The organism is Aeromonas sp. R4-2 (assembly GCF_040908295.1).
Classification (GTDB): domain Bacteria; phylum Pseudomonadota; class Gammaproteobacteria; order Enterobacterales; family Aeromonadaceae; genus Aeromonas; species Aeromonas veronii.
In genome coordinates, this window is the sequence record NZ_JBFODL010000016.1 from 53,756 (window position 1) to 78,306 (window position 24,551).

The following is a 24,551-nucleotide window of genomic DNA, read 5'->3' on the forward strand; positions in this document are numbered from 1 at the left end:
ACGGCTCATGTGAGGCCGCCCCATCCGGGGCGGCTCTTGATTTTTATAAAGCGTCAGTTACGGCAACTGCAGCGGATAGATGGGAAGATGAAGCTCCTTCAAGGGTTTTTCAAGCTTTTGCTTGTCTCCCACCACCACGATCACCATGTCGGCCGGATTGAGCCAACGGGCGGCACTGGCCTTCAGCGCCTCGGGCGACACCGTCTTGATCAGGTTGTTCTGGGCCTGCACATAGTCCGGTTTCAGGTCATACATCACCATCTGCAGCAGGAAGCCCGCCTTCTGGCCCAAGGTCTCGTAAGAGAGGGCATCCTGCTGGGAGACAGCGCTGCGCATATAGGCCAGCTCGACCGGCGTCGGGCCGCTCTTGCGGTAGTTGTCCATCTCCTTGAGGAACTGGCGAATGGCATCGACGGTCGCATCGGCCCGCACATTGGCGCCGGTGGCGAAGGTACCCACCTCGCGGTTGGCGGAAAAGCCGGAGCTGGCGCCGTAGGTGTAACCCTTGTCTTCCCGCAGGTTGAGGTTGATGCGGCTGTTGAAGTTGCCACCCAGGTTGAAGTTCATCAGCCCGGCGGTGAAGTAATCCCCCGTGGTATCGAACGGCATGGCGCGACGACCGATGCGGATCACCGACTGAGGCGCCCCCGGTTTGTCGACCAGATAGATGCCCGGCTTGGCCTGCTCACCCTTGAGCTTGAGATCCCCCAGAGTCGGCGTGGCCCCCTTCCACTCGGTCAGGAAGCCAAGTTGCTCCTCGATCTGCTTCTGCTCCACATCACCAACCACCACCACTTTGGCGTTGGTGGGGTTGTAGTAGGCCTGATAGAAGTGCTTCACATCCGCCAGGGTCAGCTTGGCCACATCGGCCGCTACCCCGTCGGTAGGTTGACCGAGGCGGTTCTGCTTGCCGTAGACCAGCTCGCGGAAAGCCTGCCCGGCCAGCCACTCGGGTTGCTGTTGGGCCTGTTGCATCCCTTGCAGCAGCTGCGCCTTGACCCGCTCGAAGTCCGCCTCCCGCATGCCCGGGCGCTCCAGCACCTCGCGCACCAGCGCCAGGGTCTGGGGCAACTTGTCCGCCAGCGAGCTGACGGTGATGAGGTTGTTGTACTGGGCGCTGGAGACATCAATGCTTGAGCCCAGCTTTTGCAGCTCGTCGCTCAGCTGAGCCTCGGTCAGGCGCACCGTGCCCTGCCCCATCATGGCGGCAGTCAGATTGGCCAGCCCAAGTTGCCCCTTATCTTCGGCACGAATGCCGCCCGGCAGGGCAATCATGATGGAGACGGCGGGGATCTCGTCACTCTTGGTGCCGATGATCTCGATGTTCTTGTCGAGCTTGCCGTGCCAGATGGCGGGCACCTTGACGCTCACCGCCTCACTCGCCTTGGGCTGCACGCTGCGATCGAAATTGTCTTTTACCGGTCGTTCGGCCAGCGCTTCGTCATGCTTGCTGTAATCCGGCAACTCACGCTTGGCGGGGGTAAAGTTCGGGGTGGCGACCTGCCAATCCGCCTTGCCCTTGGGCACCACACTCAGCACCACCGCAGGCTTGCCGGCGATGAACTTGTCGTAGGCGGCCTTCACCTGCTCCGGGGTTACCTTGCCGATGGCATCGAGGGTCTTGAACACATAGTTGGGATCCTGGGTAAACACCTGACCCATGGCGAGCTGGCTCACCTTGCCGGAGACGCTGTCCAGACCCCAGATGGCGGAGGCACGGTACTTGGCGATCGCCTTCTCCAGATCCTCCGGCTTGAGGCCGCGCTGGGCGAACTCGCCGATCACCTTGTCCACCTCCCCCTTGAGGGTCTTGAGGCTGCCATCCTGCGACGGATTGGGGTAGGCGTAGACCGTCAGGGTACAGGCCAGCTCTTCACAGTAGTGGGACGCCCCCACATCGATCGCCTTGCCGGTTTTCACCAGCGACTGGTAGAGCATGGAGCTGGCGGAGCCGCCCAGCACGTCGGCAAACATGTCGAGTGCCGGTTCCTGCGGATCGCCAAGGGAGACGGTGGGGTAGCTGATATAGAGCAGCGGCAGGTGCACCTTGTCCTGCAGCGTCACGTAGCGGGTCTCGGGCAGGGTCACCAGCTTTGGCGTCGGCTCGGCCACGTCCGGACCACGCGGGATGGAGCCGAAGTACTTCTCGATCCATTCGAGGGCCTGCTTGCTGTCAAAGTCGCCGCCCAGAGTCAGGGTGGCGTTGTTGGGGCCATACCAGCGCAGGAAGAACTGCTTGAGGTCGTTCACATCGACCCGGTCGAGATCTTCCACGTAACCGATAGGCTGCCAGGAGTAGGGGTGAGTACGCGGATAGAGCGCCTCTCCTACCTTCTCGCTCACCAGCCCGTATGGCTGGTTATCGACCCGCTGGGCCCGCTCGTTCTTGACGGTGGCGCGCTGGATCTCGAACTTCTTCTGGCTCACCGCATCAAGCAGGAAGCCCATCCGATCCGCCTCCAGCCAGAGCACTTTTTCCAGCTGGTTGGCAGGCACGGTTTCGTAGTAGTTGGTGCGGTCCTTGTTGGTGGTGCCATTCATGTCACCACCGGCCTCGTTGATGATCCGCATATGCTCCTGATCACCGACGTGTTTCGAGCCCTGGAACATCATGTGCTCAAAGAAGTGGGCGAAACCGGACTTGCCGACCGTCTCGCGGGATGAACCGACGTGATAGGTCACATCGAGGTGCACCAGCGGATCGGAGCGGTCAGGGGCCAGGATCACGGTCAGGCCGTTGTCCAGCTTGTACATCTGGTAGGGGATGGCGAGCTTGCCCTCCTCCTTGCCCTGTTCGGCGATCAGGGTCGGTGCCGCCAGCACCGGCAGGGTGAAGCCCAGCAGAATCGTTAAAGGTATGACTTTGTTCACGGTAACCTCGTGAGTGACAAAAACAGGCTAGAAAATGTGACTGGCCAGCAGAAAAACCAGGGCATAACGGAACAATTTACCGAGCCCGATCAAAATGAGAGAGCGCCAGAAGGAGAGGCGCAGCCAACCGGCCAACAGACAGAGACCATCACCGACCACCGGCGTCCAGGCAAGCAGCAGACACCAGTGACCATGTTGTTTGAGCCAGCCTAAGGCTTTTTGTTCCCCACGGCCTTGAAAATCTTCCGGTTTTTTCTTGAAGGTGGCGAGCCAGCCGAGCCACCAGGTGGTCATGGAGCCGAGGGTATTGCCCAGCGTCGCCCACAGCAGCAGGCTCGCCATGCTCCACTCCCCCTTGGCCGCCATGGCCCCCAGCAGCACTTCGGAGCTGCCGGGCAGCAGGGTGGCGGAGGTAAAGGCGCTTAAAAAGAGCCACCCCAGCCCCATCTGCATCAACTCATTCATGCTGCGCTTCCCCACCACAGAGGTAAGGACGAGAGGCACTCAGCAACAACCACACCATGTGCCATCGCCATCATCACGCTCATGCAGGATAACCGTCGGCGGCGGGCATGCGCAGCAGCAGCTTGCCGCGCACATGGCCCCCTTCGATAGCCTGATGGGCCAGCGCCCCCTCAGCCAGAGCGAACTCACCGGCGAGGGTGACCTTCACCTCCCCCTGACGCAGCAGCATCAACATCTGACCCAGCTGCTTCTGGTCGGGGTGAACCAGCATGCCGACCACCTCGATACCCACCGCAGCCCCAGCATCCTTGATCAACTGGGCAGTGATGGTGGGTACCGTCACCAGACGGCCACCCGGCTTGACGCAGGCGAGCGCCGCCTTGCCGCTCTCGCCGCCCACCAGATCCAGCACCAGATCGACCTGACCGGCCTCTGCCACCACCCGTGCGGGCCAGTTCGCATCGTGGTAATCCACCATCCAGCGCGCCCCCAGAGCATGCAGGAAGCCATGGTTGTCGGGGCTGGCGGTAGCCACCACCTCGGCGCCATAGGCGCTGGCAAACTGCACCGCAAGATGGCCGACACCACCGGCACCGGCGAGGATCAATACCCGCTGACCGCTCTGGAGGCCGCCGTGCTCAAGCAGCCCCTGCCAGGCGGTGAGACCGGCCAGCGGCAGCGCAGCCCCCTGCAGCAGGTTCACTCCGTCGAGCTTGACCAGCTCACTCTCGCTTGCCACCACAGACTCCCCGTAGCCACCGGCGGTGAGGGGAAAACCGACCATGCCGCACACCCGATCCCCCTCGATCAGCGAGGTCACGCCGGGGCCCACCTTCTCTACCACGCCGGAAATGTCATAACCCGGTGTCCAGGGCAGCTTGTCCTTGTTCTGGGCCGCCGCCCAGCCAAGACCGGCGCGGGTTTTGGCATCGATGGGATTGACCCCCGCAAAGCAGATGCGTACCCGCACTTCGCCATCGGCTGGCACCTTATCGAGGGAAGGGTTGAGCTTGAGTACCGAGGGGTCACCGAATGCGGTAATCTGTAGTTGCGTCATTGCACAATCCATCCTGTTGATTGATCAAGGGTCAACAGAATAACAGCGAGGACACCATGGCTCGAATGTTTCTTATTCCTCTGTTGCTGGCACTGGGGTGGTGGGCGTTTCTGCTCTACTTCCACATCCCGCTCAAACAGGGGGCCAAGGGGTTTTACTGGATCATCGGCATCGGTGGCGGACTGGCCGCCTTCCTCAGCCTGATGATGGTGCTGACTCACTGAGTGCCACAGCCACTCGATAACGAAAAAGGCCACCGCGTTCCGGTGGCCTTCTCACTATCCGGGTTGCTGCTCCAGCGCCGGATTGAGGTAGTAGTGGCGATTGCTCCCCTGCCCCAGCACCCCTTGCGACAGCAGATGGTGGAACACCCGATCCACCTCCTCCAGTGAGAGTGACAGCGCCTGTGCCACCGAGCGCTTGCTGCACTTGAGCTCACCGCTCACCAGCGCACCGCGCACCTGCGCCAGCACTTCGGGGGCGGGCTCGGGGGGCATGATGGGCTCTGGCTGGGCTGCCATCGCCAACGCCTCCTGCGCCTCTCTGCGAGCTTGATCCTGCTGCCCGCGCCACATCCGGCGAAAGCGGTTCTCCTCGCCGATCAGACTGACGAAGAAGGCACCGAACACGTCGAGCAGTACCGAGAGGAAGCAGACCAGCAGGAACTGCACCTGACTGATGCTCATTCCCACCCCGTTCGCCAGACTGCTCATCAGCCCCAGCATGGAGGATTGTTCGTTGACCGGCTTGGCATCGCGCTGCTGACGCAGCTCATCCTGCTGCAAGCGCAGCTTGGTGTTGGCGTGCTGCAACGAGGAAACGCCGCTGGAGATGCGCTCCAGCTCGATGTATTTGCGGGCCGCCTCTTCGTTGAGCTGGATCTGCCGCTCGATGCTGGCGATCTGCTCGTCGAAACGGGCAAGCTCCCGCTCGTGGCGCGCCTGCTGGCTCAACACCGTATTGGTGGCGCTGTTGATGCCACCGATACTGCCGCCGATGGAGATGGCCGCCAGCACGCTGTAGAACAACAGCGACCAGAAAGCACCACTCAAATCCCGCCGCGCCTTGCGCTCGCCGTACTCGTACCAGACGTAAAACTTGCCCAGCTCGAAGATGATGGCCAAGCCGCCGAACAGCCACTTCATCAGCGGGTTGTCATCGATGGAGAGGAACAGCAGCAGGGAGAAGATAATGGAAGCCAGAATGGCCAACCCGGTGAAACTGTATACCGTCGTCAGAGCAAACCACCCCTTGGGGTAGCGCAATGTGGAGGAGTCCTGTGTGGTCATGATGAAGGGGGGTGCTGTGCAGGAAAAGTTGGCTGCCGATTATAGTCGCCAGACTCGCCCAGAGAAGGGCAAATGACTGAATTCCTTCAGATTGGCAACCAGCTGCCCAGAGTGCGACCAAAACGGACAAATCGGCAGCAGAAAAGCGATACAATCCCTCCCTGACTTGATCATGTGGTGAGATGGGGAACAGTTCCGCCCGGGTTCAGCTCCGGTCTGTACACTCATCCACCGTTGCAATTATCCGAGGCCATCATGAACAGTACGACCACCTTGCTACTCTCCCTTCTTCTGGTTACCGGCGGCGCCGCTGCGACACAGCAATATCCAGAGAGCGGTGGCACCGAATTTTCCGTCGATGAGCTTAAATTCAATCTGGACTGGGATGACAAACAGTTCGGCTGGACCCAGAACGACTGCCTCACTCTGGATATCGGGGAGACCTCCACCGTCGACTGCAAGGCGGTCAAATTCAATCTGGAAGATGAAGAGAATCGCAACCAGCCACCGAAAACCAACCAGGTCCCTGCCAACTCGCAGAGCGACCAGTAACAACAGGAGTACCCTTGCGATGACCCAAGCTAAACACAACCCCGTTATCCGACGCGGCGCCCTGCTGCTTTCCCTGCTCATGGCGCACGGCATCGCGGTTGCGGCACCGCCAAGCAAAAATAGCGATGGCATCAAGATCTCCGGTGATGACATCAAGATCAATCTCGACTGGGATGACAAGGAGTACGACTGGTGGCAAGACAACTGTCTGGATCTTGGCATTGGCGACAGCCGGATCAAACTCAACTGCGACAAGATGGATGGCAAGTACCGGGATCACTACAACCGCAGCATCCACAGCGGCAATAACCCGGGACAGGGTCACGACAAACAGAAGGATAAAAACAAGGGTAACGGCAAGAAGAACTGAACTCCCTCTCCTGATGCAGCAGGGGCTTGATGCCCCTGTGCTGATTGTTTTACCAATAATTCTCCGCACTGATATTGCCCGGCGCCCGCCGCAGGTTCTTGGCCAACCCCAGCACCAGCAAGGTCTGCTGGGTCTCTTTCACCATCTCCGGATTGCCGCAGATCAGCACCTGACTCAGCTCGGGTGAAAACTCCAACCCCACTCGATCCTGCAACTGGCCATTGGCAATCGCCGCCGGGATCCGCCCTGCCATTGCATCGGGCCAGGGCTCGCGGCTGACAAAGGGGACATAGCGAAAGCGCTCGCCATATTGCTCGGCAAAGCTGGCGATCAAATCCTGATAGCTCAGCTCCTCGCCTTTACGTACCCCATGCACCAGCACCAGATTCTCGAAACGGTTGAACGCCTCACCATCTGCCAGCATGGAGAGGAAGGGGCCGATGGCAGTGCCGGTCGAGAGCAGCCAGAGATCGCGCCCGGCGGGCACCTCATCCAGCGTCAGAAAGCCGGTGGCCTGGGATTGCACCAGCAGGGTATCGCCTGCTTGCAGCGAGCCGAGCGAGGGGGTCAGCTCACCGCTCGGGATCTCGACCAGATAGAACTCGTGGTATGGCGCAGAGGGGGGATTGACGAAGGAGTAGGCGCGCTGAATGCGGCGATCGCCCTGCTCGAGGGCCAGCTTGGTGAATTGGCCTGCCTTGTAGGGAGCCAGCTCGGCCGCTACCCGCAGGGAGAAAAGGGTGGGTGTCCATTCGATGCGTTCGATGACGCGGCCTTCTACCCAAGCCATAAGGATCTCCTCCAGTGGAACAGACCTTCACTCTACCCCCGGGCCGGAAAATAAAAAACCCGCGCAAAAGCGCGGGTTTTCTCTGCAAAAGCGAATCGCTATTACAGGGCAACAACCTGGATCTGTACGGTTGCTTTAACGTCAGCGTGCAGCTGAACAGCAACTTCGTAGTCACCGGTGTTACGCAGAACGTTGCCCATGCGGACTTCGCTCTTGGCAACGGCTACGCCGGCAGCAGTGATGGCTTCAGCCACGTCACGGGTACCGATGGAACCGAACAGCTTGCCTTCGTCGCCAGACTTGGAAGCGATAACCACGGTAGCCAGTTCGGCCAGCTTGGCAGCACGCTCTTCAGCAGCAGCTTTGTTGGCAGCCAGTTTGGCTTCCAGCTCAGCGCGACGAGCACCGAAAGCTTCGATGTTGGCCTTGGTGGCCATAACAGCTTTGCCTTGCGGGATCAGATAGTTACGGGCATAACCAGATTTCACGGAAACTTGGTCACCCAGACCGCCCAGTTTGGCGATTTTGTCGAGCAGGATAACTTGCATTACCTTTCCTCTATAAATTTCGTTGAGTTAGGCTTAAGTGCCGGGCCGATTCTTACTTGTTGTGCAGATCGGTGTACGGCAGCAGAGCCAGGTAACGAGCACGCTTGATGGCGCGTGCCAGCTGACGCTGATACTTGGCGCGGGTACCGGTGATACGGCTCGGTACGATCTTGCCAGATTCAGTGATGTAGTTTTTCAGAGTAACGATATCTTTGTAGTCGATCTCGGTAACGTTCTCGGCGGTGAAGCGGCAGAACTTACGACGACGGAAATAACGTGCCATGGCCTTTATCCTCTAGTCAGTGATCCAGAATTACTCTTCGGAAGCAGCTTCAGTAGCTTCTTCGCGGCGCTCGTCGTCACGACGGGTGAAGCGCTCTTCTTTGGCCTTGGCCATCGGAGAAACTTCAGTCACGGCGTGCTTGGTGCGCATGATCATGTTGCGGATAACGGCATCGTTGAAGCGGAAGTTGGTTTCCAGCTCATCGATAACGGCTTGCTCTGCTTCTACGTTCATCAGAACGTAGTGGGCTTTGTGCAGTTTGTCGATCGGGTAAGCCAGCTGACGGCGGCCCCAATCTTCCAGGCGATGAATGGTACCACCGGAGGTGGTGATGGCGCCGGTGTAACGCTCGATCATGCCGGGAACTTGCTCGCTCTGGTCCGGATGAACCATGAAGACGATTTCGTAATGACGCATTTTAGCTCCTTACGGATTAATTCAGCCTCCGCCCAGGTGCAGCCAGACCTCGGAGGCAAGGAACATAAAGGTGTTTAGTCGCTGCTTTTCTAGGGCGGCGTATTGTACGAAATCACATCCCTCACTGCAACTGACTGCCTTAAATGTTTTTCCCGATGGAAATCATCAGAAACAACAATTGATAATGATTATCACTTAGATCTATTCTCTCTCCATATCCTTATGGAGGGTGATGCCATGCAACCCGCACTGACGACTACGATTCCAGCCCGCAAATTCAAACTGACCCTGCTCGGGCCTGCCTTTATCGCCGCCATCGGCTATATCGACCCGGGCAACTTCGCCACCAATATTCAGGCGGGCTCTACCTTTGGCTACCAGTTGCTCTGGGTAGTGGTATGGGCCAACCTGATGGCCATGCTGGTGCAGACCCTCTCGGCCAAGCTCGGCATCGTCACCGGCAAGAATCTGGCGGAACACATCCGCGACCGACTGCCAAAACCGGCGGTCTGGGCCTACTGGGTGCAGGCAGAGGTCATCGCCATGGCCACCGATCTCGCCGAATTTATCGGCGCCGCAGTGGGCTTCAAGCTGCTGCTTGGCGTGACCTTGCTTGAAGGGGCCTGTATCACCGCCGTGGTGACCTGGGGGATCCTGATGCTGCAATCCCGTGGTCAGAAACCGCTGGAGTTCGTGGTCGGTGGCCTGCTGCTGTTTGTCGCGGCGGCCTACATCGTCGAGCTGATCTTCTCCCGCCCCCATCTACCCAGCCTGCTGGAGGGCGCCCTATTCCCCGGTCTGCCCAACAGCGATGCCGTCTATCTGGCCGCCGGTGTGCTCGGTGCTACCGTGATGCCCCACGTTATCTACCTGCACTCGGCACTGACCCAGCACACGCAGGATCAGGGTTCAGTCAGCCAGCGGCTGCACACCACCCGGGTCGATGTGGCGATTGCCATGACTATCGCCGGCTTCGTCAATCTGGCGATGATGGCGATGGCGGCTGCAGCGTTCCACAGCTCGGGCCACCAGCAGGTAGCGAAGCTGGAATCCGCCTACCAGACCCTCACTCCGCTGCTGGGTCAGGCTGCCGCCACCCTGTTTGGCCTCTCGCTGGTCGCCTCCGGCATCAGCTCTACCGTGGTGGGCACCCTGGCCGGGCAAGTGGTGATGCAGGGCTTTGTCCGCTTTACCATCCCGCTCTGGCTGCGTCGCGCCATCACCATGGCTCCCGCCTTCGTGGTAATCGCTATGGGGCTCAACACCACCGAAATTCTGGTGTTGAGTCAGGTGATCCTGAGCTTTGGCATCGCGCTGGCCCTGATCCCGCTGTTGATGCTGACCGGCGATCGGGCGCTGATGGGGCAACATCGCAACCATCCGGTCACACAAGCCGTCGGCCGCCTTATCGTTGCGCTGGTGATCGGGCTCAATGCCTATCTGCTGGTCGCCATGATCTAGCGAACCGTAAAACCGAGAATAGAGGCTCATTAACTCTGGTTAATGAGCCTCTTCGCACTTTGGCGTATGCTGCCGCTTTCTCTTCTCATTTATCGTTGCGGGAGCCTTGCCATGGAACATACCCGAGCCAGCTTCGTACTGGGCCATCATCAAGAGCAGGCCAGCGTGGTCTGCTGCCAGCGCGGTGACACCACGCTGCTGGTCACCGACCTCACCCCCTTTCATCCCCAGAGCCACCTCTGGCCCGATCAGCCGGGGGATGTGGGCCATGTTCGCTGGGAAGGGGGCGAAGCAACCATTGGCCCTTGCCGAATGGGAGCCATCAGCCCGGATGACGAGCTGTTCGTCGATACTGCCATTCCGGTCAAGCGGGGCGCAGAGGGGTGGCGTTTCGTGGTGGTCCACCCGCTGACCGGAGACCACGCGCTGGCCGTTGGTAGCCAGGTCGAATTGCAAGTAGATAGCGCTGCCCGCCACGCCCTGAGCCTTGGCCATAGCGGCTGCCATCTGGCCGCGCTGGCGCTCAATCGAGTACTAACTCCCTACTGGCGCAAGGTGGTAAGCGAGCGTGATGCTCTGGGCCAGCCCGACTTCGACCGTCTGGCTATTCAAAGCTCTCGGGTCGAGCCTTGCGGATCACGGGAGCAGTACCGCATCGGCAAGAGCCTGCGCAAGAAAGGGGTCAACAGCGAGGCGCTGCTGGCAGATCTGGCGCTGATTGAAGAGAAGGTCAACCAGCAGCTGGCCGACTGGATTGCAGCCGGAGGCGAAATCCGCCGCAGCCGCGCTGGCGAGGCGATCATCGATTCCCGTTACTGGCACTGCATGCTGGAAGGCCAGGAGGTGACCATTCCCTGTGGTGGCACCCATGTTGCCTCGCTCGCCGAGTTGGGAGAGGTCAAGGTAGAGCTCACTCAAGTGGAAGAGGGCTTTGCCATGCTGACTCAGGTCACGCCAACCGGCGCCTGAGTCGCAGACTTGACCACTCAGGGCTAACGCCCAAATTGGCAATAGCGAAGTATCGCAAATGAGGGGGCATCATCGTGCCCCTCAACGTCAGTCATGACGGGCCGATGCTTCTCTTTTAACCACTCCCTGATTAGAATGCGCCTCCCACAGGAGGCACATCACCCATGAGTAGTACCCAACTACGCACCACCCCGGATCGACTTCGTTATCTGGTTCTCTACGAAGGCATCGGGCTGGCACTGGTCGCACCGCTGATCAGCCAGCTGTTCGGTCAGGGCGTCGCCGAGGTCGGTTCGCTGGCCATCTTTTTCTCCATCGTCGCCACCGCCTGGACCTATGGCTGGAACCTGTTGTTTGACAAGGGGTTACTCAAACTTTGCGGGCGCACCACCAAGCGACCACTGGACCGCTTCCTGCACGCGTTTGGCTATGAGGCGAGCTTTATGATGCTCTCCCTCCCCTGCGTCATGTTCTGGCTCGATTTGGGAGTGTGGGACGCCCTGATGCTGGATCTCGGTTTCGTCGCCTTCTACCTCGTCTACATCATGGTCTTTACCTGGGCCTATGAGCGGATCTGGCCGCTGCTATCCAACCCGCAGACGGCATAAGGCCTCAGCCGCAATAAGGCTGACAGAAGGAAAAGTCAGGAAGGACCAATAGGAAGGATGTGAGAATCCCATAAAAACAATGCCAGTCAGCAAGCTGACTGGCATTGGACAAAACAGACTTTCGGACTTACTTGACGGCGTCTTTCAGAGCCTTGCCAGCCACGAATGAAGGCACGTTGGCAGCAGCAATCTGGATCTCTTTACCAGTTTGCGGGTTACGACCGGTGCGGCCTGCGCGGTGGGTGACCTTGAAGGTGCCAAAACCGACCAGTTGCACAGCATCGCCTTCTTTCAAGCTCTGGGTAATACCATTGATGATCTCTTCCAGAGCCACTTTGGCCTGAGCTTTGCTCAGATCTGCTTTGGCGGCAATCGCATCGACAAGTTGAGCTTTGTTCATAACATTTCCTTTATGATCGGGCATTTAGCGCTGGGTCACTCTATGCAAAAAAAAACGCACAGGCAAAGCCTTTATCGAGCCGAACGCGTCAAACGCTGGGGTTTTCATCAAGATCTGCGGAAATAGTCACATTCCACACGCGAAAAACCGTGAGCAGGCCTGAAACCTGCTAGCACGCAGACACAATCCGCTGACTATTTCTTCGCCACTTAACATTATCCCCCCATGGCTATTGACGCTTGCCCAGATTTTCCCTAGTTATAGGTTGTGTCACTGCTCAAACGGCTCGGAATACCGAACAATCGGCCAGCCTTTGCCCCACGGAGGGATAGGGATTATGTTGACGAAACTGGAACAGACCAAGCAGGCGCTGGCAGGCAAGCATAAGGCTATCGACGACTGGCTGGATGCAAGGCAAGCGTTGCTGGTTGGATACATGCAGCTGGCAGGCCTCACTCCGGCGCGGACCAAGCAACGCAGCCTGCCCAAAACAGAAGAGCTGCATCAGTTTTGCGACCGCCTGGTCGACTATGTCAGTGCAGGCCATTTCGAGATCTACCACCACGTCGTCACCGCCTTCGAGCAAGCCAGCGGCGAAACACTGGAGCTGGCCAAGCGCATCTATCCCCATATTCGTAACAGCACTGAATTCGCCCTCGAGTTCAACGACAAATACAGTGATGCCGACGAGGCCCAATTGCTGCTACTGGATGATGATCTCAACGAGTTGGGCCCAGTTCTGGAAGAGCGGTTCAAACAGGAAGACCGCCTGGTCAAGGCGCTTCATGTGGTGGAATCCTTGAGTACCCAGCAAGCCTGAATGCCATTTTCGGAGCAAGTTCAAGATACTGGCAACCAAGGTGGATTACACTCAGAGCAATGACCCTAGCGTCCACACTTATTGCATACAGGAGATGAGCATGTCTGAGCGCCGCCGTTTTGCACGGATCCTCTACTTGACCATGGCAGAACTCACCCAGGGGGAACAGAAGTGGCAGACCCAGCTTGTCGACGTCTCCTTGCAGGGAGCCCTGCTGATCCGCCCCGACGACTGGGAGAGCCGTGACAACAAGGAGTACCAGCTCAGCTTTATCCTGAGCGGTAGCGATATCGAGATCAAAATGCAGGTCGAGCTGACCCACGAAGCCAGCAAGAAGCTGGGTTTCTACTGCCACCACATCGATATCGACAGCGCCACTCACCTCAAGCGGATGATCGAGCTCAACGTCGGTGACGAAGAGCTACTCCACCGCGAGCTGGAACAACTGCTGAGCGAACATCTGGAACATAGCCAGCCCTGATGGCAGGTTCCAGCCCATAAAAAAGAGCGCCGAGGCGCTCTTTTTTCGTTGTGCTGTTGTCTTGACTGGAATGCAGGAGAATTACAGCGCCTCGAGTGCCTCAGACAGCTTCTTGACCGGCACCACTTCCATCCCTTCGATGGGATGCTTGGGGGCATTGGCGTGCGGCACGATTGCGCGACGAAAACCGTGTTTGGCCGCCTCCTGCAACCGCTCCTGACCGGACGGCACCGGGCGAATTTCACCAGAAAGACCCACTTCGCCGAACACCACCAGATCCTTGGGCAGCGCCTGATCTCGGAAGCTGGAGACCATCGCCAGCAGCAGCGCCAGGTCCGCACTGGTCTCCTCGACCTTGACCCCGCCGACCACGTTGATGAAGACATCCTGATCCGCCATCTGCAACCCGCCGTGACGGTGCAGCACCGCCAGCAACATAGCGAGCCGATTATGATCCATCCCAACCGCCACCCGGCGCGGGTTGGAGAGCTGGGAGTAGTCCACCAGCGCCTGCAACTCCACCAGCAGCGGTCGGGTACCCTCCCAGATCACCATGACGATGGAACCGGGCGCCTGCTCCTGCCCCCGGCTGAGGAAGATGGCGGAGGGGTTGCTCACCTCGCGCATCCCCTGTTCGGTCATGGCAAAGACCCCCAGCTCGTTGACCGCACCGAAGCGGTTCTTGTGGGAACGCAGAGTCCGAAAACGGGAGTCATGGCCACCATCGAGCAGCACAGAGCAGTCGATGCAGTGCTCCAGCACCTTGGGACCAGCCAGACTGCCATCCTTGGTCACATGACCCACCATAAAGATGGCCACATGATTCTGTTTGGCGTAGCGGGTCAGCAGCGCCGCCGCTTCACGCACCTGAGAGACAGAACCGGGGGACGATTGCACATCCGCCACATGCATCACCTGAATGGAGTCGATCACCATGATCTGCGGCTGCTCCTGCTGGGCAATCAGGCAGATCTGCTCGACGCTGGTCTCGGAAAGCATCCGCAGCTTGTCGGTGGGCAGCCCAAGGCGGTTGGCCCGCATCGCGACTTGCTGGAGCGACTCCTCGCCGGTGACATAGAGGGTTTTCATCCGCTCTGCGAGACCACACATGGTCTGCAGCAGCAGGGTCGACTTGCCCGCCCCCGGGTTGCCGCCGATCAAAATGGCTGAGCCTGGCACCACACCGCCACCAAGCACCCGATCCAGCTCCTTGAAACCTGAGGTAAAACGGGGAATTTCGGTGGTGGCGATCTCTGCCAGTGTCTGTACCTGACTGCCGACCGCGCCGGCATAACCGGTGTAACGGGCACTCTTGCCAGCGGGGCTCACCGAACCGAGGCGCACCTCGGTGATGGTATTCCACTCCTTGCACTCGCTGCATTGACCTTGCCAGCGTGTGAAGTCGGCACCACATTCGGAACAAACATAAGCAGTTTTATTTTTGGCCATTGATAACTCGGGGACAGGATGAATTCCTGCTTGATATACTTGTTTGCGACCGACAGATCAAACCCAGAATCGGAAAAGTGACTTTCCGTGGCAGGAACAAATGGATTCAGAACACCAGCAACATCTGATTGAACAACTCGTCCCCTTGCTGCGGGAGAAAGATTTCGAGGAGATCTTCAACCGCATGACTCAGGAGGAAAACAGCAACAGCCGTTTTCTGATCAAGATGGAGCTCAAGCGCAAGTGCTCCCCCTGCCGCAGGGTCATCGACATGCGCGATGAGCTGGAGGATGAGTGCCTGGTGCATGAGTTCGACGGCATCACTCACTTCATGCCCGCCGATGCGATTGCCCTGTTCCAGTCCCAGTGCTATCTCTACCGCGATATCTATACCCTCGGTGTCTACGAGGCGCTGCAACAGTGGCAAAAACAGCACCACAACGCCCGCGTGGATGGTCAGCTGTCGCCGCCGGCCAGCCCCTTCCGGCAATATGATGTCAACACCATTGCCTTTGCCAGCTACTACGGCCGCCGTCAGGAGCGGATGCACTTCAGCTCGCCGGTGCTGATCAAGTTCCAGGATGGTGAGAAGCTGTTCGCCAAGAGTTCCGATCTCTCGCTGGGTGGCATGCGGGTCTCGGTTCCCTATCTGCCGAACTATCACACCGGCGCCCAGGTGGAGGTCTTCTTTACCGGACTGGAGCGGGACACCCCTAATCCGGTGCTGCACCAGCCAGTCGGCTATCAGATCCTCGGCGAAGAGAGCAAAGAGGGGAAATACTGGCTGCGGCTGGTGCGCTCCGGCGAACAGCCCGCCTTCGATGCCTTCCTCAGCGACTTTATCGATGCCAACAAGATCCGCTATCGGGTCAGTGTCGACTATCTGCTCTCCGCCGCCATCATCAAGGGGTATGAGCAGTTCTATCTGCCACGGATGACCGGTATGCCGCTGTTCTTCGGCACTGGCGACAGCCCCAATCTCGAGATTGCCCTGCGTACCGAGAACAACCAGCACCTGCTGGAGTATTGGCGCGATGAAAAAAACCGCGATGCCCTCGCGGGGCTTTTCAGCGCAGAGCGGATGAAACGGCTCTGCCCGGCCCCCGGCACCACCACCGAGACCATCATCTACTGCTTTACCCACACGGTGCGCAGCCACATCTACTTCTTCTCCGCCACTGCCGAGGAGCTGCGCCAGAGTGGCCTCACCGCCCTCTTCTTCCAGGTGGGCTCCCGCCGCCCCAGCTGGCGAGTCTACAAGTTCACGCTGGAGGCGTGCGATCTGGTCGAAGCGGATGTGGGGCAACTGCAAGGGCAGGACAACCCGCAGTTGCAAGATATCCTGCTGCTCGAGCGGCTCAAGCAGATCGGCTACTGCGGCCTGCTGCAGGAGATCGGCCTGGAATCCCAGCGGGAAGAGTTCCATCAGGAAGGGGTCAGCAACAACGCCAACGAGCTGCAACGCTTTGGTCACGAGCAGGGGGTTGCCCCGTTCGAGATCGAGACCCTGCACTATGTTCAGCTGCGCAAGGAGTCGCGCTACATCCACAAGACGGCGGTCGCCATCCATCACAACGGCAAATCCTGGATCGGCTGGACCCGCGACATCTCGATCCACGGCCTGCAAATCGAGCTGGAAGATGCCTTTATCGGCGAGAAGAACGATGTGGTGACCATCGCCCTGCCCCGCTTGCAGGAGCTCTCCAAGAGCATGGATTTGCAGCGCCTCTCCTACCGGCTGGTCAGTCTCAACATGACCCGCACCGTGCTGCACCTCTGCATCGAAGGGGATTCGGATCGCCATACCGGCCGCCAATTCTTCAGCCTGCTGATCGAGAGCAACCAGAACAAGCTCAAGGCGGCGCAGGAGCAGCGCCGCTATCGTGGGCTGGCGCGGGCACTGCGCAACATCTATACCCACCACCTGTTCAACTCGCCGGTCTATGTCAACAAGCTGAAAGGCGCGCCCAAACCGGCCTCCATCGGCAAGTCTCTGCAACCGCGCAGTCTGCAGCGGCTGCTGCAAGCCTGTGCCGAGCTGCCGGAGCAGGAGAACCTCTACCCGCTGTTTCAGGGGGAGCTGCTCAAGGAGCTGCTGATGAACCCGCTGCGTGCCATCGAGCGGGAGGACAAACCGAGAGAGGACGAGGTCTATATCGCCAGCATCCAGACCAAGGCCGGCCTGCCCATCTTCAGCAGCCGGCTGGCCAGCAGCTTTGCCAACCTCAAAGAGAAGCGTCAGTTCATCGAGCTGGCGCAGCAGCAGGGGGAGTTCTACTCGGTGCTGGTCGGTATCTCCCGTACCGGACGGCCCGACACCAACTTCATCGCCAACGAGCTGGACTACATCGCCAAGTTCGCCATCCACAAGGCGCGCAAGCTGGAAGAGGAGCTATGGAGCGTGGTGGGGGTGGGCGAACTGACCGATACCACCCAGGCCACTCTGTTCCGCTTTGGCATCACGCCACCACTGAACTGAAGATCCGGAAACAGACAAAAATGAAACAGGGCGCTCGAGGCGCCCTGTTTTTTGTCATGCCGCCTGCGGGTTGAGCAGCCAGTCGAGGATCTGGGGGAAGTGATCCTCCTGGGCCTGCGGGGCGGTCAGCATATTGATGTGGTCGTAATCGAGGCGGTTGCCGTTGTCCCGCCCCAATCGGGTGTGACGAGTTGCCGAACCCATCTCGTCGCTGAAGCGGCGCACATCGGTCGGGTGACCCAGCACCTTGTCCGCTTTGGCCGAAATCATCCAGAGCGGTGGCCAGTTGACCCGTGCCGCCGCCTCGTCATAGGCAAAACCGTCGTGAGGATCCTGCCAGGGGCCGCACTTGACCCAGGGGATGGTCTCCTGCAGATAGCGCAGCGGCTCGTCGTCAGCACCGATCTTCAGAGTGCGAGCAGCCAGAAAACCACGGCGGCGGGCCAGCCAAGGGGCCAGCCGATTCCAGATCAGATCCACCTTCAGCCAGCGCTCGGGATTGTGCACCGACACACCGCGCTTGGTGCCAAAAAACAGCAGGCTGGCCACCTGTTCCGCCAGCTCGGGGAAGCGCACCAGGGTCGAGGCCATGATGACACCGCCCCAGGAATGGGCCACCCAGTGCACCTTGAAGCCATGATGGCGCTCGGCAATCCAGCGCTGCAGGGCGGGCAGATCCTCGGTGATCAGCTCATGCTGACCGTGCTCTGCCTGCTCGGCGATGGCAGGAGTGCTGAGCCCCCGCCCCCGCAAATCAGCCACATAGACCTGATAGCCGTGGCGGGCCAGAAAGCAGGCCAGCCCCTTGCCCGATTCGGTATAGAAAATCCGCCCATTCTCGATGGCGCCGTGCACCATCAGGATCGGCTCTCCATGCACGGCGACCCGGGGTTTGATGTGGCGAACATGCAATTGATGGCCACCACAGGGGATAAACAGAGACTGCTGCAACAATTCCATTTTTATTGGTTTCCTCCTTGAAACACTGTCAGCGCTTGTCCCAACGTTGCTCGCTGCAGGCCCGCGCCGCCAGCAGGCAGATCACCCCCTCCAGATCGTGATGATTGAGGGTGGCCGCCGCCTGCGCCCGCACCAGCGGCTTGGCGTGAATGGCGATGCCAAGGCCCGCGATCCCCATCATTTTGAGATCGTTGGCACCATCGCCGATGGCCACGGTCTGGGCGGCAGCAATGCCGTACTCCTGAGCAAGCTGCTGCAACACCTCGGCCTTGACGCTGGCATCAACAATGCGCCCGCTCACCTTGCCCGTCAGTAGCTCCCCTTCCACCGCCAGCTCGTTGGCGAAGATGGCATCGAGCCCCAGATCGCGCTGCAACTGGCCAGCAAAACGGGTAAAACCGCCGGAGGCAATGGCCACCTTCCAACCCGCCCCTTTGAGGGTATCGACCATCAGCTGCAAGCCCGGCATCCAGGGCATCCATGCCGCCACCTCGTCGAGAATGGTGACCGGCGCCCCTGCCAGAAGGGCCACCCTATTGCGCAGGCTGTCGGAAAACTCCAGCTGGCCCTGCATGGCTGCGGCCGTCACTGCCGCCACCTGCTCGCCAACCCCGGCAAGCCGGGCAATCTCGTCGATGCACTCGATGCGGATCGCGGTGGAGTCCATGTCCATCACCAGCAGGCCGGGCTCGTTCAGGGTCGGTAGCGCGGGCAGATGGCAGAGATCGATCTCCCACTCACCGCTCTTGAGCTCGGCCACCAGCTCGGAAGAGAAGCGATCGCAGCCAAGCAGCAGCAACGGCACGCCCGCCACCTCGGTGGGAGGATAGAGGGTGGCCGCCAACTCCTGTACAGCCAACAGTGACGACAGACGCGCCAGATGGGAGGCGCCCAGTCCCTTGCCAAACAGCACCAACCAGCCGCCAGCCTGCGGAGTCTCTGTCGGTTGCAACGCATCTGCGCTGAGCTGCCAACAGGGTGAGCCGGACAACAACGCGGGCCAATCGGATAACAGAGGGGGGAGCCGGGACAACAACATAAGGGATACGCCTTCCTTGGTGATCAGGGGGTTAACAGTGCTGGCCCAGAGTAGCGTATTGCTTTTTGTACAGGCAAGCGCCAAGATCCCGCCACTCCTTGTTACCATGAGGTCTCGCGCTTGCAGCGTCATCTTCCCATCAAACGTGTTCTCAGCCTGGGTGCCGGTATCCTGCTCGGATGCTGGGTGCTCGGTGTGCTTATTCATATGCAGGGTGAAAGCCAGGCCTCGCTGCACAGCGAAGCGCGCAACCGTGCGCAGGCGCTGGTCGCCTATGCCGCCCGAGACATGAAACGTTGGATCAAGGAGGAGAAGAGCAGCGAGCTGGAGCGGCTGGCGCGGGATCTGGCGGCGGAGCCGGAGATCCTCGATGCCACCCTCTACGACGGACGCGGCATTCCCCTCGCCCAGTCTGAGCAGGCGGTACCGCTGGAGAGCCTGCTGCCCATCGGCAGCGATAACAAGTCACTGCCGGAGCAGGGCAAGGGGCGGATCCAGTTCGTACAGGAGATCCGGGATGGCGAGCAGACCATCGGCTTCCTGCGCATCACCCTGGAAGAACAGCAGATGCTGGCAGACAAGGACACCCGGCTCAAGGTGGTGCAGGAGAAACAGCGCCTGATGCTGCTGGTCGCCCTGCTGGCCGGGGTGCTCATCTCCTATGGCGTGCGCCGCAACTACATGCGGGTGCGCAAGCACAAGAAAAAGAGTACGCCCCCCGCGCCGCCTCCGGAAAACTGATGGCGCAACCAGAGAGCAGATACAAAAACGGCGGCCAGAAGGCCGCCGTTTCTTATTCGCAAAGGAATTACTTGTCGCCCAGCAGGACGGAATCCAGTGCGATTTCGATCATGTCGTTGAAGGTCAGCTGACGCTCTTCAGAGGTGGTCTGCTCACCGGTACGGATATGGTCGGAGACGGTGCAGATGGTCAGCGCCTTGGCACCGTACTCTGCTGCCACGCCGTAGATACCGGCAGCTTCCATCTCGACACCCAGGATACCGTATTTTTCCATGACGTCGAACATGGAGGGGTCCGGGGTGTAGAATAGGTCGGCGGAGAAGATGTTACCGACGCGCACGGCAACGCCCTTGTTCTTGGCGGCCTGCACGGCATTGGCAACCAGGTCGAAGTCGGCGATGGCAGCGAAATCGTGATCCTTGAAGCGCAGACGGTTTACTTTGGAGTCGGTGCAGGCACCCATACCGATCACCACGTCACGCAGTTTCACATCTTCACGCACAGCACCACAGGAGCCCACACGGATCAGGGTCTTCACACCGTAATCGGTGATCAGCTCTTTTGCGTAGATGGAGCAGGACGGGATACCCATGCCGTGACCCATGACGGAGATACGACGGCCCTTGTAGGTACCGGTAAAGCCGAACATGTTACGCACGTCGCAGATCTGCTCGACGTTCTCCAGGAAAGTTTCAGCGATATACTTGGCGCGCAGGGGGTCGCCCGGCATCAGCACGGTATCAGCAAAGGCGCCATCTTTCGCATTGATATGAGGAGTTGCCATTCTCTTGATTCCTTCACACTAGGTTGAGTTTTATTGTTTTATAAATTGCCCGCCGCCGAAGTGGCGGGCGGGTAAATTACAGGAAGCTGGTACCGTACGCCAGTTTCGGCAAGCCATGGTAAGCCGCGATGCTCTGGCCGATATCGGCAAAGGTCTCGCGACGACCGACGGAGCCGGCCTTGACCGGCTTGCCGAAGAACAGCACCGGAATGTATTCGCGGGTATGGTCGGTCCCACCCCAGGTCGGGTCACAGCCGTGGTCGGCAGTCAGCACCACCACGTCACCATCCTGCAGCAGATCAAACAGCTCCGGCAGGCGGGAATCGAAATACTCCAGCGCACCGGCATAACCGGCAACGTCACGGCGGTGGCCGTAGGAGGAGTCGAAGTCGACGAAGTTGGTGAAGACGATGGTGTTGTCACCGGCCGCTTTCACCTCTTCCAGCGTGCGATCCCACAACTCGGTCAGACCGGTCCCTTTCACCTGCTTGGTGATGCCCTGCTGGGCATAGATGTCGGCGATCTTGCCGATGGAGACTACCTGACCGCCCGCATCTTTCATGTAATCCAGCACGGTCGGCGCCGGCGGCAGCACTGAGTAGTCGTGACGGTTGCCGGTACGCTTGAAGTTGCCCTTGCCAGTACCTACGAACGGACGCGCAATCACGCGGCCGATGTTGTAGGGCTCCAGCAGCTCGCGCACGATGTGGCACAGCTCATAGAGCTTCTCGAGACCGTAGGTCTCTTCGTGGCAGGCAATCTGGAACACGGAGTCGGCAGAGGTGTAGAGGATCGGCTTGCCGGTCTTCATGTGCTCTTCGCCCAGATCATCCAGCACCTGTGTACCGGAGGCATGGCAGTTGCCGAGATAACCTGGCAGACCTGCCTTCTCGACGATGGCGTCCAGCAGCTCCTGCGGGAAGCTGTTGTGGTGATCCTTGAAGTAGCCCCACTCGAACAGCACGGGCACGCCGGCGATCTCCCAGTGACCGGACGGGGTATCCTTGCCGGAGGAGAGCTCCTGAGCAAAGCCGTAGGCGCCGACCACCTCGATATCTTTCTTCAGCCCTTCCGGGAAGTAGCCGGAAGCCTGCTCGCAGGCGTGGCCCAGACCCAGCTTGTTGAGGTTCGGCAGATTGAGGGCGCCACGACCTTCAATTTCACCTGCCGCACACGCCTTGGCGATATGGCCAAGGGTGTTGGCGCCCACATCTCCGAACTTGTCGGCATCGGCAGCAGCGCCAATACCGAAAGAGTCCATCATCAGAATAAAGGTACGTTTCATGGGTCTTCCCCTTGTTACAAATCGGCCAGGGTGATACGGCGGTACACTTCAGGCAGTGCCTCCGGCCGCTCGCCACCAATCCGGACAGCCGCCTGCACCATGCTGGCAGCCTGAGCATATTGCTCTTCAGTCTGAGCGTGGATCATCGCGATCGGCTTGTCAGCATCAACACTTTGACCCAGGCGGATAAAGTCGGTCAGACCGACCGCATAATCAAGTTTGTCACCGGCAGCGCGGCGACCACCGCCCATCGCCACCACAGCCAGACCCAGCTCGCGTGTATCCATGGCGGTCACGAAACCGCTGTTGGCCGCGAAGACCGGGCGCACGATGGCAGCCTTGGGCAGGTAAGCGTCGTAACGCTCCATAAAATCGGCCGGGCCACCGAGACCAGTCACCATGCGACCGAAGATCTCGGCTGCCTTGCCGTTATCCAGCACCGCCTGCAGCTTGGTGCGGGCATCGCGCTCGTCGCTGGCAAGACCGGCGGAGATCAGCATCTCGGCGCACAGCGCCATGGTCACTTCGTGGATCCGCGGGTTGCGGTATTCACCGGTCAGGTAGCGCACCGCTTCTCGCACTTCCACCGCGTTACCAGCGCTGGAGGCCAGCACCTGGTTCATATCGGTCAAGAGCGCAGAGGTGCGGCAACCGGCACCGTTGGCCACGGCCACAATGCTCTTGGCCAGCTCTTCGGACGCTTCGAAGGTCGGCATAAAGGCGCCGGAGCCCACTTTCACATCCATCACCAGCGCTTCCAGCCCGGAGGCGAGCTTCTTGGAGAGGATGGAGCCGGTGATCATCGCGATCGATTCGACGGTGGCGGTGATGTCCCGTACTGCATAGATACGCTTGTCAGCGGGGGCGAGATCGCCGGTCTGGCCGATGATGGCGACACCCGCCTCTTTCACCACTTTCAGGAAACGGTCGTTGTCGACCGAGGTCTGGTAACCGGGAATGGCATCCAGTTTATCGAGGGTACCGCCGGTGTGGCCCAGGCCACGGCCGGATATCATCGGCACGAAACCGCCGCAGGCGGCGACCATCGGGCCAAGCATCAGGGAGACAACATCACCGACACCGCCGGTGGAGTGTTTGTCGACAATCGGGCCACCCAGATTGAGGTGATCCCAGGTTAGCACCATGCCGGAGTCGCGCATGGCGCATGTCAGAGCAACCCGCTCATCCATGGTCATATCTTTGAAGTAGACCGCCATCGCCAGTGCAGCGATCTGCCCCTCGCCGATGGTGTTGTTGGTAATGCCCTGAACGAAGAATTGAATCTCTTGGGTACTGAGCGCTTCACCGTTGCGCTTCTTGCGAATAATTTCTTGAGGCAAAAACATCTTTCATTCCCTCCGCCATTGCTGGCGTTACACAAGCCTGAATCCTTGCCCGCACACCGCATGGTGGGGGCTAACAGGGCGGACAGCAGTCCGCCCTCTCATCAACCTATTAGTAACCGCTGGTGTTGGCCGGCTTGTCGCCATGCCCCAGAGTGGCCAGCAGACTGGCCAGCAGGCTGGATGCACCAAAGCGGAAGGTACGGGCGGATACCCAGTCGTTGCCGAGGATCTCTTCGGCCATGGCCAGATACTGACCGGCAACGGCGGCATCTTTCACGCCACCAGCAGGCTTGAAGCCGACTTTCGGATTCTTGGCCTTGATCACTTCCATCATGATGCGTGCCGCTTCCGGGGTCGCATTGACCGGCACCTTGCCGGTGGAGGTCTTGATGAAGTCGGCACCGGCATCGATACAGATTTCGGAAGCGCGACGGATCAGCGCCTCTTCTTTCAGCTCGCCGGTTTCGATGATCACTTTCAGCAGCACGTTGGCACCACAGGCCTCTTTACAGGCTTTGACCAGATCAAAACCGATCTGTTCATTGCCAGCCATGAAGGCGCGGTACGGGAACACCACGTCCACTTCATCAGCACCGTAGGCGACAGCGGCACGGGTCTCGGCCACGGCGATCTCGATGTCGTCGTTGCCGTGGGGGAAGTTGGTCACGGTCGCAATGCGTACGTCGGCAGCGCCGATCTCACGCAGGGTCTTGCGAGCGATAGGAATAAAACGGGGATAGATGCAGACGGCGGCAGTCAGGCCAGCCGGTGACTTGGCCTTATGGCACAGGTCGATCACCTTCTGATCAGTGTCGTCATCGTTCAGGGTGGTCAGGTCCATCAGGTTCAGGGCGCGCTGAGCGGCCACTTTCAGATCAGTCATTCTGTTCTCCAAAGTCTCGATTTAATCCAGATAACCGGGCACCACCAGACCATCCAGCGATGGATGCACAGGCAGTAATCCCCAGCTATACGGGAATGGAATTACAGTGCGAAGGCACCGGCACTATCGGGATGCTATTCAAAACACCCTGCAGGCACTGCGACTGTAAATAAGGCAAGAGCCCTGTCACTTTCTTACAAAAGT

26 protein-coding genes are annotated in these 24,551 nt (G+C 59.5%); 10 read left to right on the forward strand and 16 right to left on the reverse strand.

What is annotated here, in order from left to right; all coding sequences use genetic code 11:
• Positions 1-57: 57 nt before the first annotated feature.
• The 3 genes from AB5Y99_RS15015 to AB5Y99_RS15025 form a co-directional block, all read right to left on the reverse strand.
• A complete protein-coding gene (locus AB5Y99_RS15015; protein ID WP_279489764.1) occupies positions 58-2,871 on the reverse strand; it encodes a pitrilysin family protein in 2,814 nt (937 codons plus the stop codon).
• A 27-nt stretch (positions 2,872-2,898) separates the two neighbouring features.
• Positions 2,899-3,336 (reverse strand): YqaA family protein, encoded by a 438-nt coding sequence (locus tag AB5Y99_RS15020; RefSeq protein ID WP_139462233.1) that lies wholly within the window; start codon positions 3,334-3,336, stop codon positions 2,899-2,901.
• A gap of 79 nt (positions 3,337-3,415) precedes the next feature.
• On the reverse strand, positions 3,416-4,393 hold the full coding sequence (locus AB5Y99_RS15025; RefSeq protein WP_323892649.1) for an NADP-dependent oxidoreductase: 978 nt from the start codon (positions 4,391-4,393) through the stop codon (positions 3,416-3,418).
• 56 nt (positions 4,394-4,449) lie between these two features.
• On the opposite strand from AB5Y99_RS15025, the gene AB5Y99_RS15030 reads away from it, so the two are divergent.
• The gene (locus AB5Y99_RS15030) at positions 4,450-4,617 is read left to right on the forward strand and encodes a hypothetical protein (RefSeq protein WP_162484561.1); all 168 of its coding nucleotides are present in this window, start codon (positions 4,450-4,452) and stop codon (positions 4,615-4,617) included.
• A gap of 54 nt (positions 4,618-4,671) precedes the next feature.
• Here AB5Y99_RS15030 and AB5Y99_RS15035 read toward each other — a convergent pair whose 3' ends face one another.
• A complete protein-coding gene (locus tag AB5Y99_RS15035; RefSeq protein ID WP_323892650.1) occupies positions 4,672-5,682 on the reverse strand; it encodes a Preprotein translocase subunit SecY in 1,011 nt (336 codons plus the stop codon).
• 255 nt (positions 5,683-5,937) lie between these two features.
• Here AB5Y99_RS15035 and AB5Y99_RS15040 point away from each other — a divergent pair, with 255 nt between their 5' ends.
• Together AB5Y99_RS15040 and AB5Y99_RS15045 are read left to right on the forward strand one after the other, a co-directional pair.
• Positions 5,938-6,234 (forward strand): hypothetical protein, encoded by a 297-nt coding sequence (locus tag AB5Y99_RS15040; RefSeq protein ID WP_139494910.1) that lies wholly within the window; start codon positions 5,938-5,940, stop codon positions 6,232-6,234.
• A 19-nt stretch (positions 6,235-6,253) separates the two neighbouring features.
• Positions 6,254-6,604, forward strand: coding sequence for a hypothetical protein (locus tag AB5Y99_RS15045; protein WP_042053367.1), 351 nt, complete (start codon positions 6,254-6,256; stop codon positions 6,602-6,604).
• Between the two features lie 49 nt (positions 6,605-6,653).
• Here the strand turns inward: AB5Y99_RS15045 and AB5Y99_RS15050 are convergent, their stop codons facing one another.
• From AB5Y99_RS15050 to rpsF, 4 genes are all read right to left on the reverse strand, one after another.
• Positions 6,654-7,394, reverse strand: coding sequence for a ferredoxin--NADP reductase (locus AB5Y99_RS15050; protein WP_323892655.1), 741 nt, complete (start codon positions 7,392-7,394; stop codon positions 6,654-6,656).
• A gap of 101 nt (positions 7,395-7,495) precedes the next feature.
• A complete protein-coding gene (gene rplI / locus AB5Y99_RS15055; RefSeq protein ID WP_005340490.1) occupies positions 7,496-7,942 on the reverse strand; it encodes a 50S ribosomal protein L9 in 447 nt (148 codons plus the stop codon).
• 52 nt (positions 7,943-7,994) lie between these two features.
• Positions 7,995-8,225, reverse strand: a complete 231-nt coding sequence (rpsR, locus tag AB5Y99_RS15060; protein WP_005308890.1) for a 30S ribosomal protein S18 — start codon at positions 8,223-8,225, stop codon at positions 7,995-7,997.
• Positions 8,226-8,255: 30 nt separating this feature from the next.
• A complete protein-coding gene (rpsF, locus tag AB5Y99_RS15065) occupies positions 8,256-8,642 on the reverse strand; it encodes a 30S ribosomal protein S6 (protein WP_005308887.1) in 387 nt (128 codons plus the stop codon).
• 237 nt (positions 8,643-8,879) lie between these two features.
• On the opposite strand from rpsF, the gene AB5Y99_RS15070 reads away from it, so the two are divergent.
• From AB5Y99_RS15070 to AB5Y99_RS15080, 3 genes are all read left to right on the forward strand, one after another.
• Positions 8,880-10,103 (forward strand): Nramp family divalent metal transporter, encoded by a 1,224-nt coding sequence (locus AB5Y99_RS15070; RefSeq protein WP_368210051.1) that lies wholly within the window; start codon positions 8,880-8,882, stop codon positions 10,101-10,103.
• Positions 10,104-10,214: 111 nt separating this feature from the next.
• Complete coding sequence (locus tag AB5Y99_RS15075; protein ID WP_323892659.1) at positions 10,215-11,072, forward strand: hypothetical protein; 858 nt, start codon at positions 10,215-10,217, stop codon at positions 11,070-11,072.
• Between the two features lie 164 nt (positions 11,073-11,236).
• A complete protein-coding gene (locus AB5Y99_RS15080) occupies positions 11,237-11,680 on the forward strand; it encodes a PACE efflux transporter (protein WP_323892662.1) in 444 nt (147 codons plus the stop codon).
• A 127-nt stretch (positions 11,681-11,807) separates the two neighbouring features.
• Here AB5Y99_RS15080 and hupA read toward each other — a convergent pair whose 3' ends face one another.
• Positions 11,808-12,080, reverse strand: coding sequence for a nucleoid-associated protein HU-alpha (gene hupA, locus AB5Y99_RS15085; protein ID WP_005340484.1), 273 nt, complete (start codon positions 12,078-12,080; stop codon positions 11,808-11,810).
• A 337-nt stretch (positions 12,081-12,417) separates the two neighbouring features.
• Here hupA and AB5Y99_RS15090 point away from each other — a divergent pair, with 337 nt between their 5' ends.
• Together AB5Y99_RS15090 and AB5Y99_RS15095 are read left to right on the forward strand one after the other, a co-directional pair.
• A complete protein-coding gene (locus tag AB5Y99_RS15090; protein WP_005348975.1) occupies positions 12,418-12,900 on the forward strand; it encodes an Rsd/AlgQ family anti-sigma factor in 483 nt (160 codons plus the stop codon).
• A 100-nt stretch (positions 12,901-13,000) separates the two neighbouring features.
• Positions 13,001-13,381: a PilZ domain-containing protein gene (locus tag AB5Y99_RS15095; RefSeq protein ID WP_005340482.1), complete on the forward strand. Its 381-nt coding sequence runs from the start codon at positions 13,001-13,003 to the stop codon at positions 13,379-13,381.
• Between the two features lie 81 nt (positions 13,382-13,462).
• Here AB5Y99_RS15095 and radA read toward each other — a convergent pair whose 3' ends face one another.
• On the reverse strand, positions 13,463-14,830 hold the full coding sequence (gene radA / locus AB5Y99_RS15100; RefSeq protein ID WP_005340481.1) for a DNA repair protein RadA: 1,368 nt from the start codon (positions 14,828-14,830) through the stop codon (positions 13,463-13,465).
• Between the two features lie 100 nt (positions 14,831-14,930).
• On the opposite strand from radA, the gene AB5Y99_RS15105 reads away from it, so the two are divergent.
• Entirely contained in the window at positions 14,931-17,309 is a 2,379-nt protein-coding gene (locus tag AB5Y99_RS15105) for a PilZ domain-containing protein (protein ID WP_323892665.1), read from the forward strand.
• 54 nt (positions 17,310-17,363) lie between these two features.
• Here the strand turns inward: AB5Y99_RS15105 and AB5Y99_RS15110 are convergent, their stop codons facing one another.
• A complete protein-coding gene (locus tag AB5Y99_RS15110) occupies positions 17,364-18,269 on the reverse strand; it encodes an alpha/beta fold hydrolase (RefSeq protein ID WP_110304068.1) in 906 nt (301 codons plus the stop codon).
• Positions 18,270-18,297: 28 nt separating this feature from the next.
• Entirely contained in the window at positions 18,298-19,308 is a 1,011-nt protein-coding gene (serB, locus tag AB5Y99_RS15115; RefSeq protein WP_323892668.1) for a phosphoserine phosphatase SerB, read from the reverse strand.
• 120 nt (positions 19,309-19,428) lie between these two features.
• Here serB and AB5Y99_RS15120 point away from each other — a divergent pair, with 120 nt between their 5' ends.
• Entirely contained in the window at positions 19,429-20,049 is a 621-nt protein-coding gene (locus tag AB5Y99_RS15120; protein ID WP_005348965.1) for a YtjB family periplasmic protein, read from the forward strand.
• Positions 20,050-20,116: 67 nt separating this feature from the next.
• Here AB5Y99_RS15120 and deoD read toward each other — a convergent pair whose 3' ends face one another.
• The 4 genes from deoD to deoC all read right to left on the reverse strand — a co-directional run bounded on the left by deoD (position 20,117) and on the right by deoC (position 24,347).
• Positions 20,117-20,833 (reverse strand): purine-nucleoside phosphorylase, encoded by a 717-nt coding sequence (gene deoD / locus AB5Y99_RS15125; RefSeq protein ID WP_005340471.1) that lies wholly within the window; start codon positions 20,831-20,833, stop codon positions 20,117-20,119.
• Between the two features lie 76 nt (positions 20,834-20,909).
• Positions 20,910-22,118, reverse strand: coding sequence for a phosphopentomutase (locus AB5Y99_RS15130; RefSeq protein ID WP_123173778.1), 1,209 nt, complete (start codon positions 22,116-22,118; stop codon positions 20,910-20,912).
• A gap of 14 nt (positions 22,119-22,132) precedes the next feature.
• Positions 22,133-23,464, reverse strand: coding sequence for a thymidine phosphorylase (deoA, locus tag AB5Y99_RS15135; protein ID WP_005358033.1), 1,332 nt, complete (start codon positions 23,462-23,464; stop codon positions 22,133-22,135).
• A 109-nt stretch (positions 23,465-23,573) separates the two neighbouring features.
• Positions 23,574-24,347 (reverse strand): deoxyribose-phosphate aldolase, encoded by a 774-nt coding sequence (deoC, locus tag AB5Y99_RS15140; RefSeq protein WP_005340468.1) that lies wholly within the window; start codon positions 24,345-24,347, stop codon positions 23,574-23,576.
• Positions 24,348-24,551 lie beyond the last annotated feature (204 nt).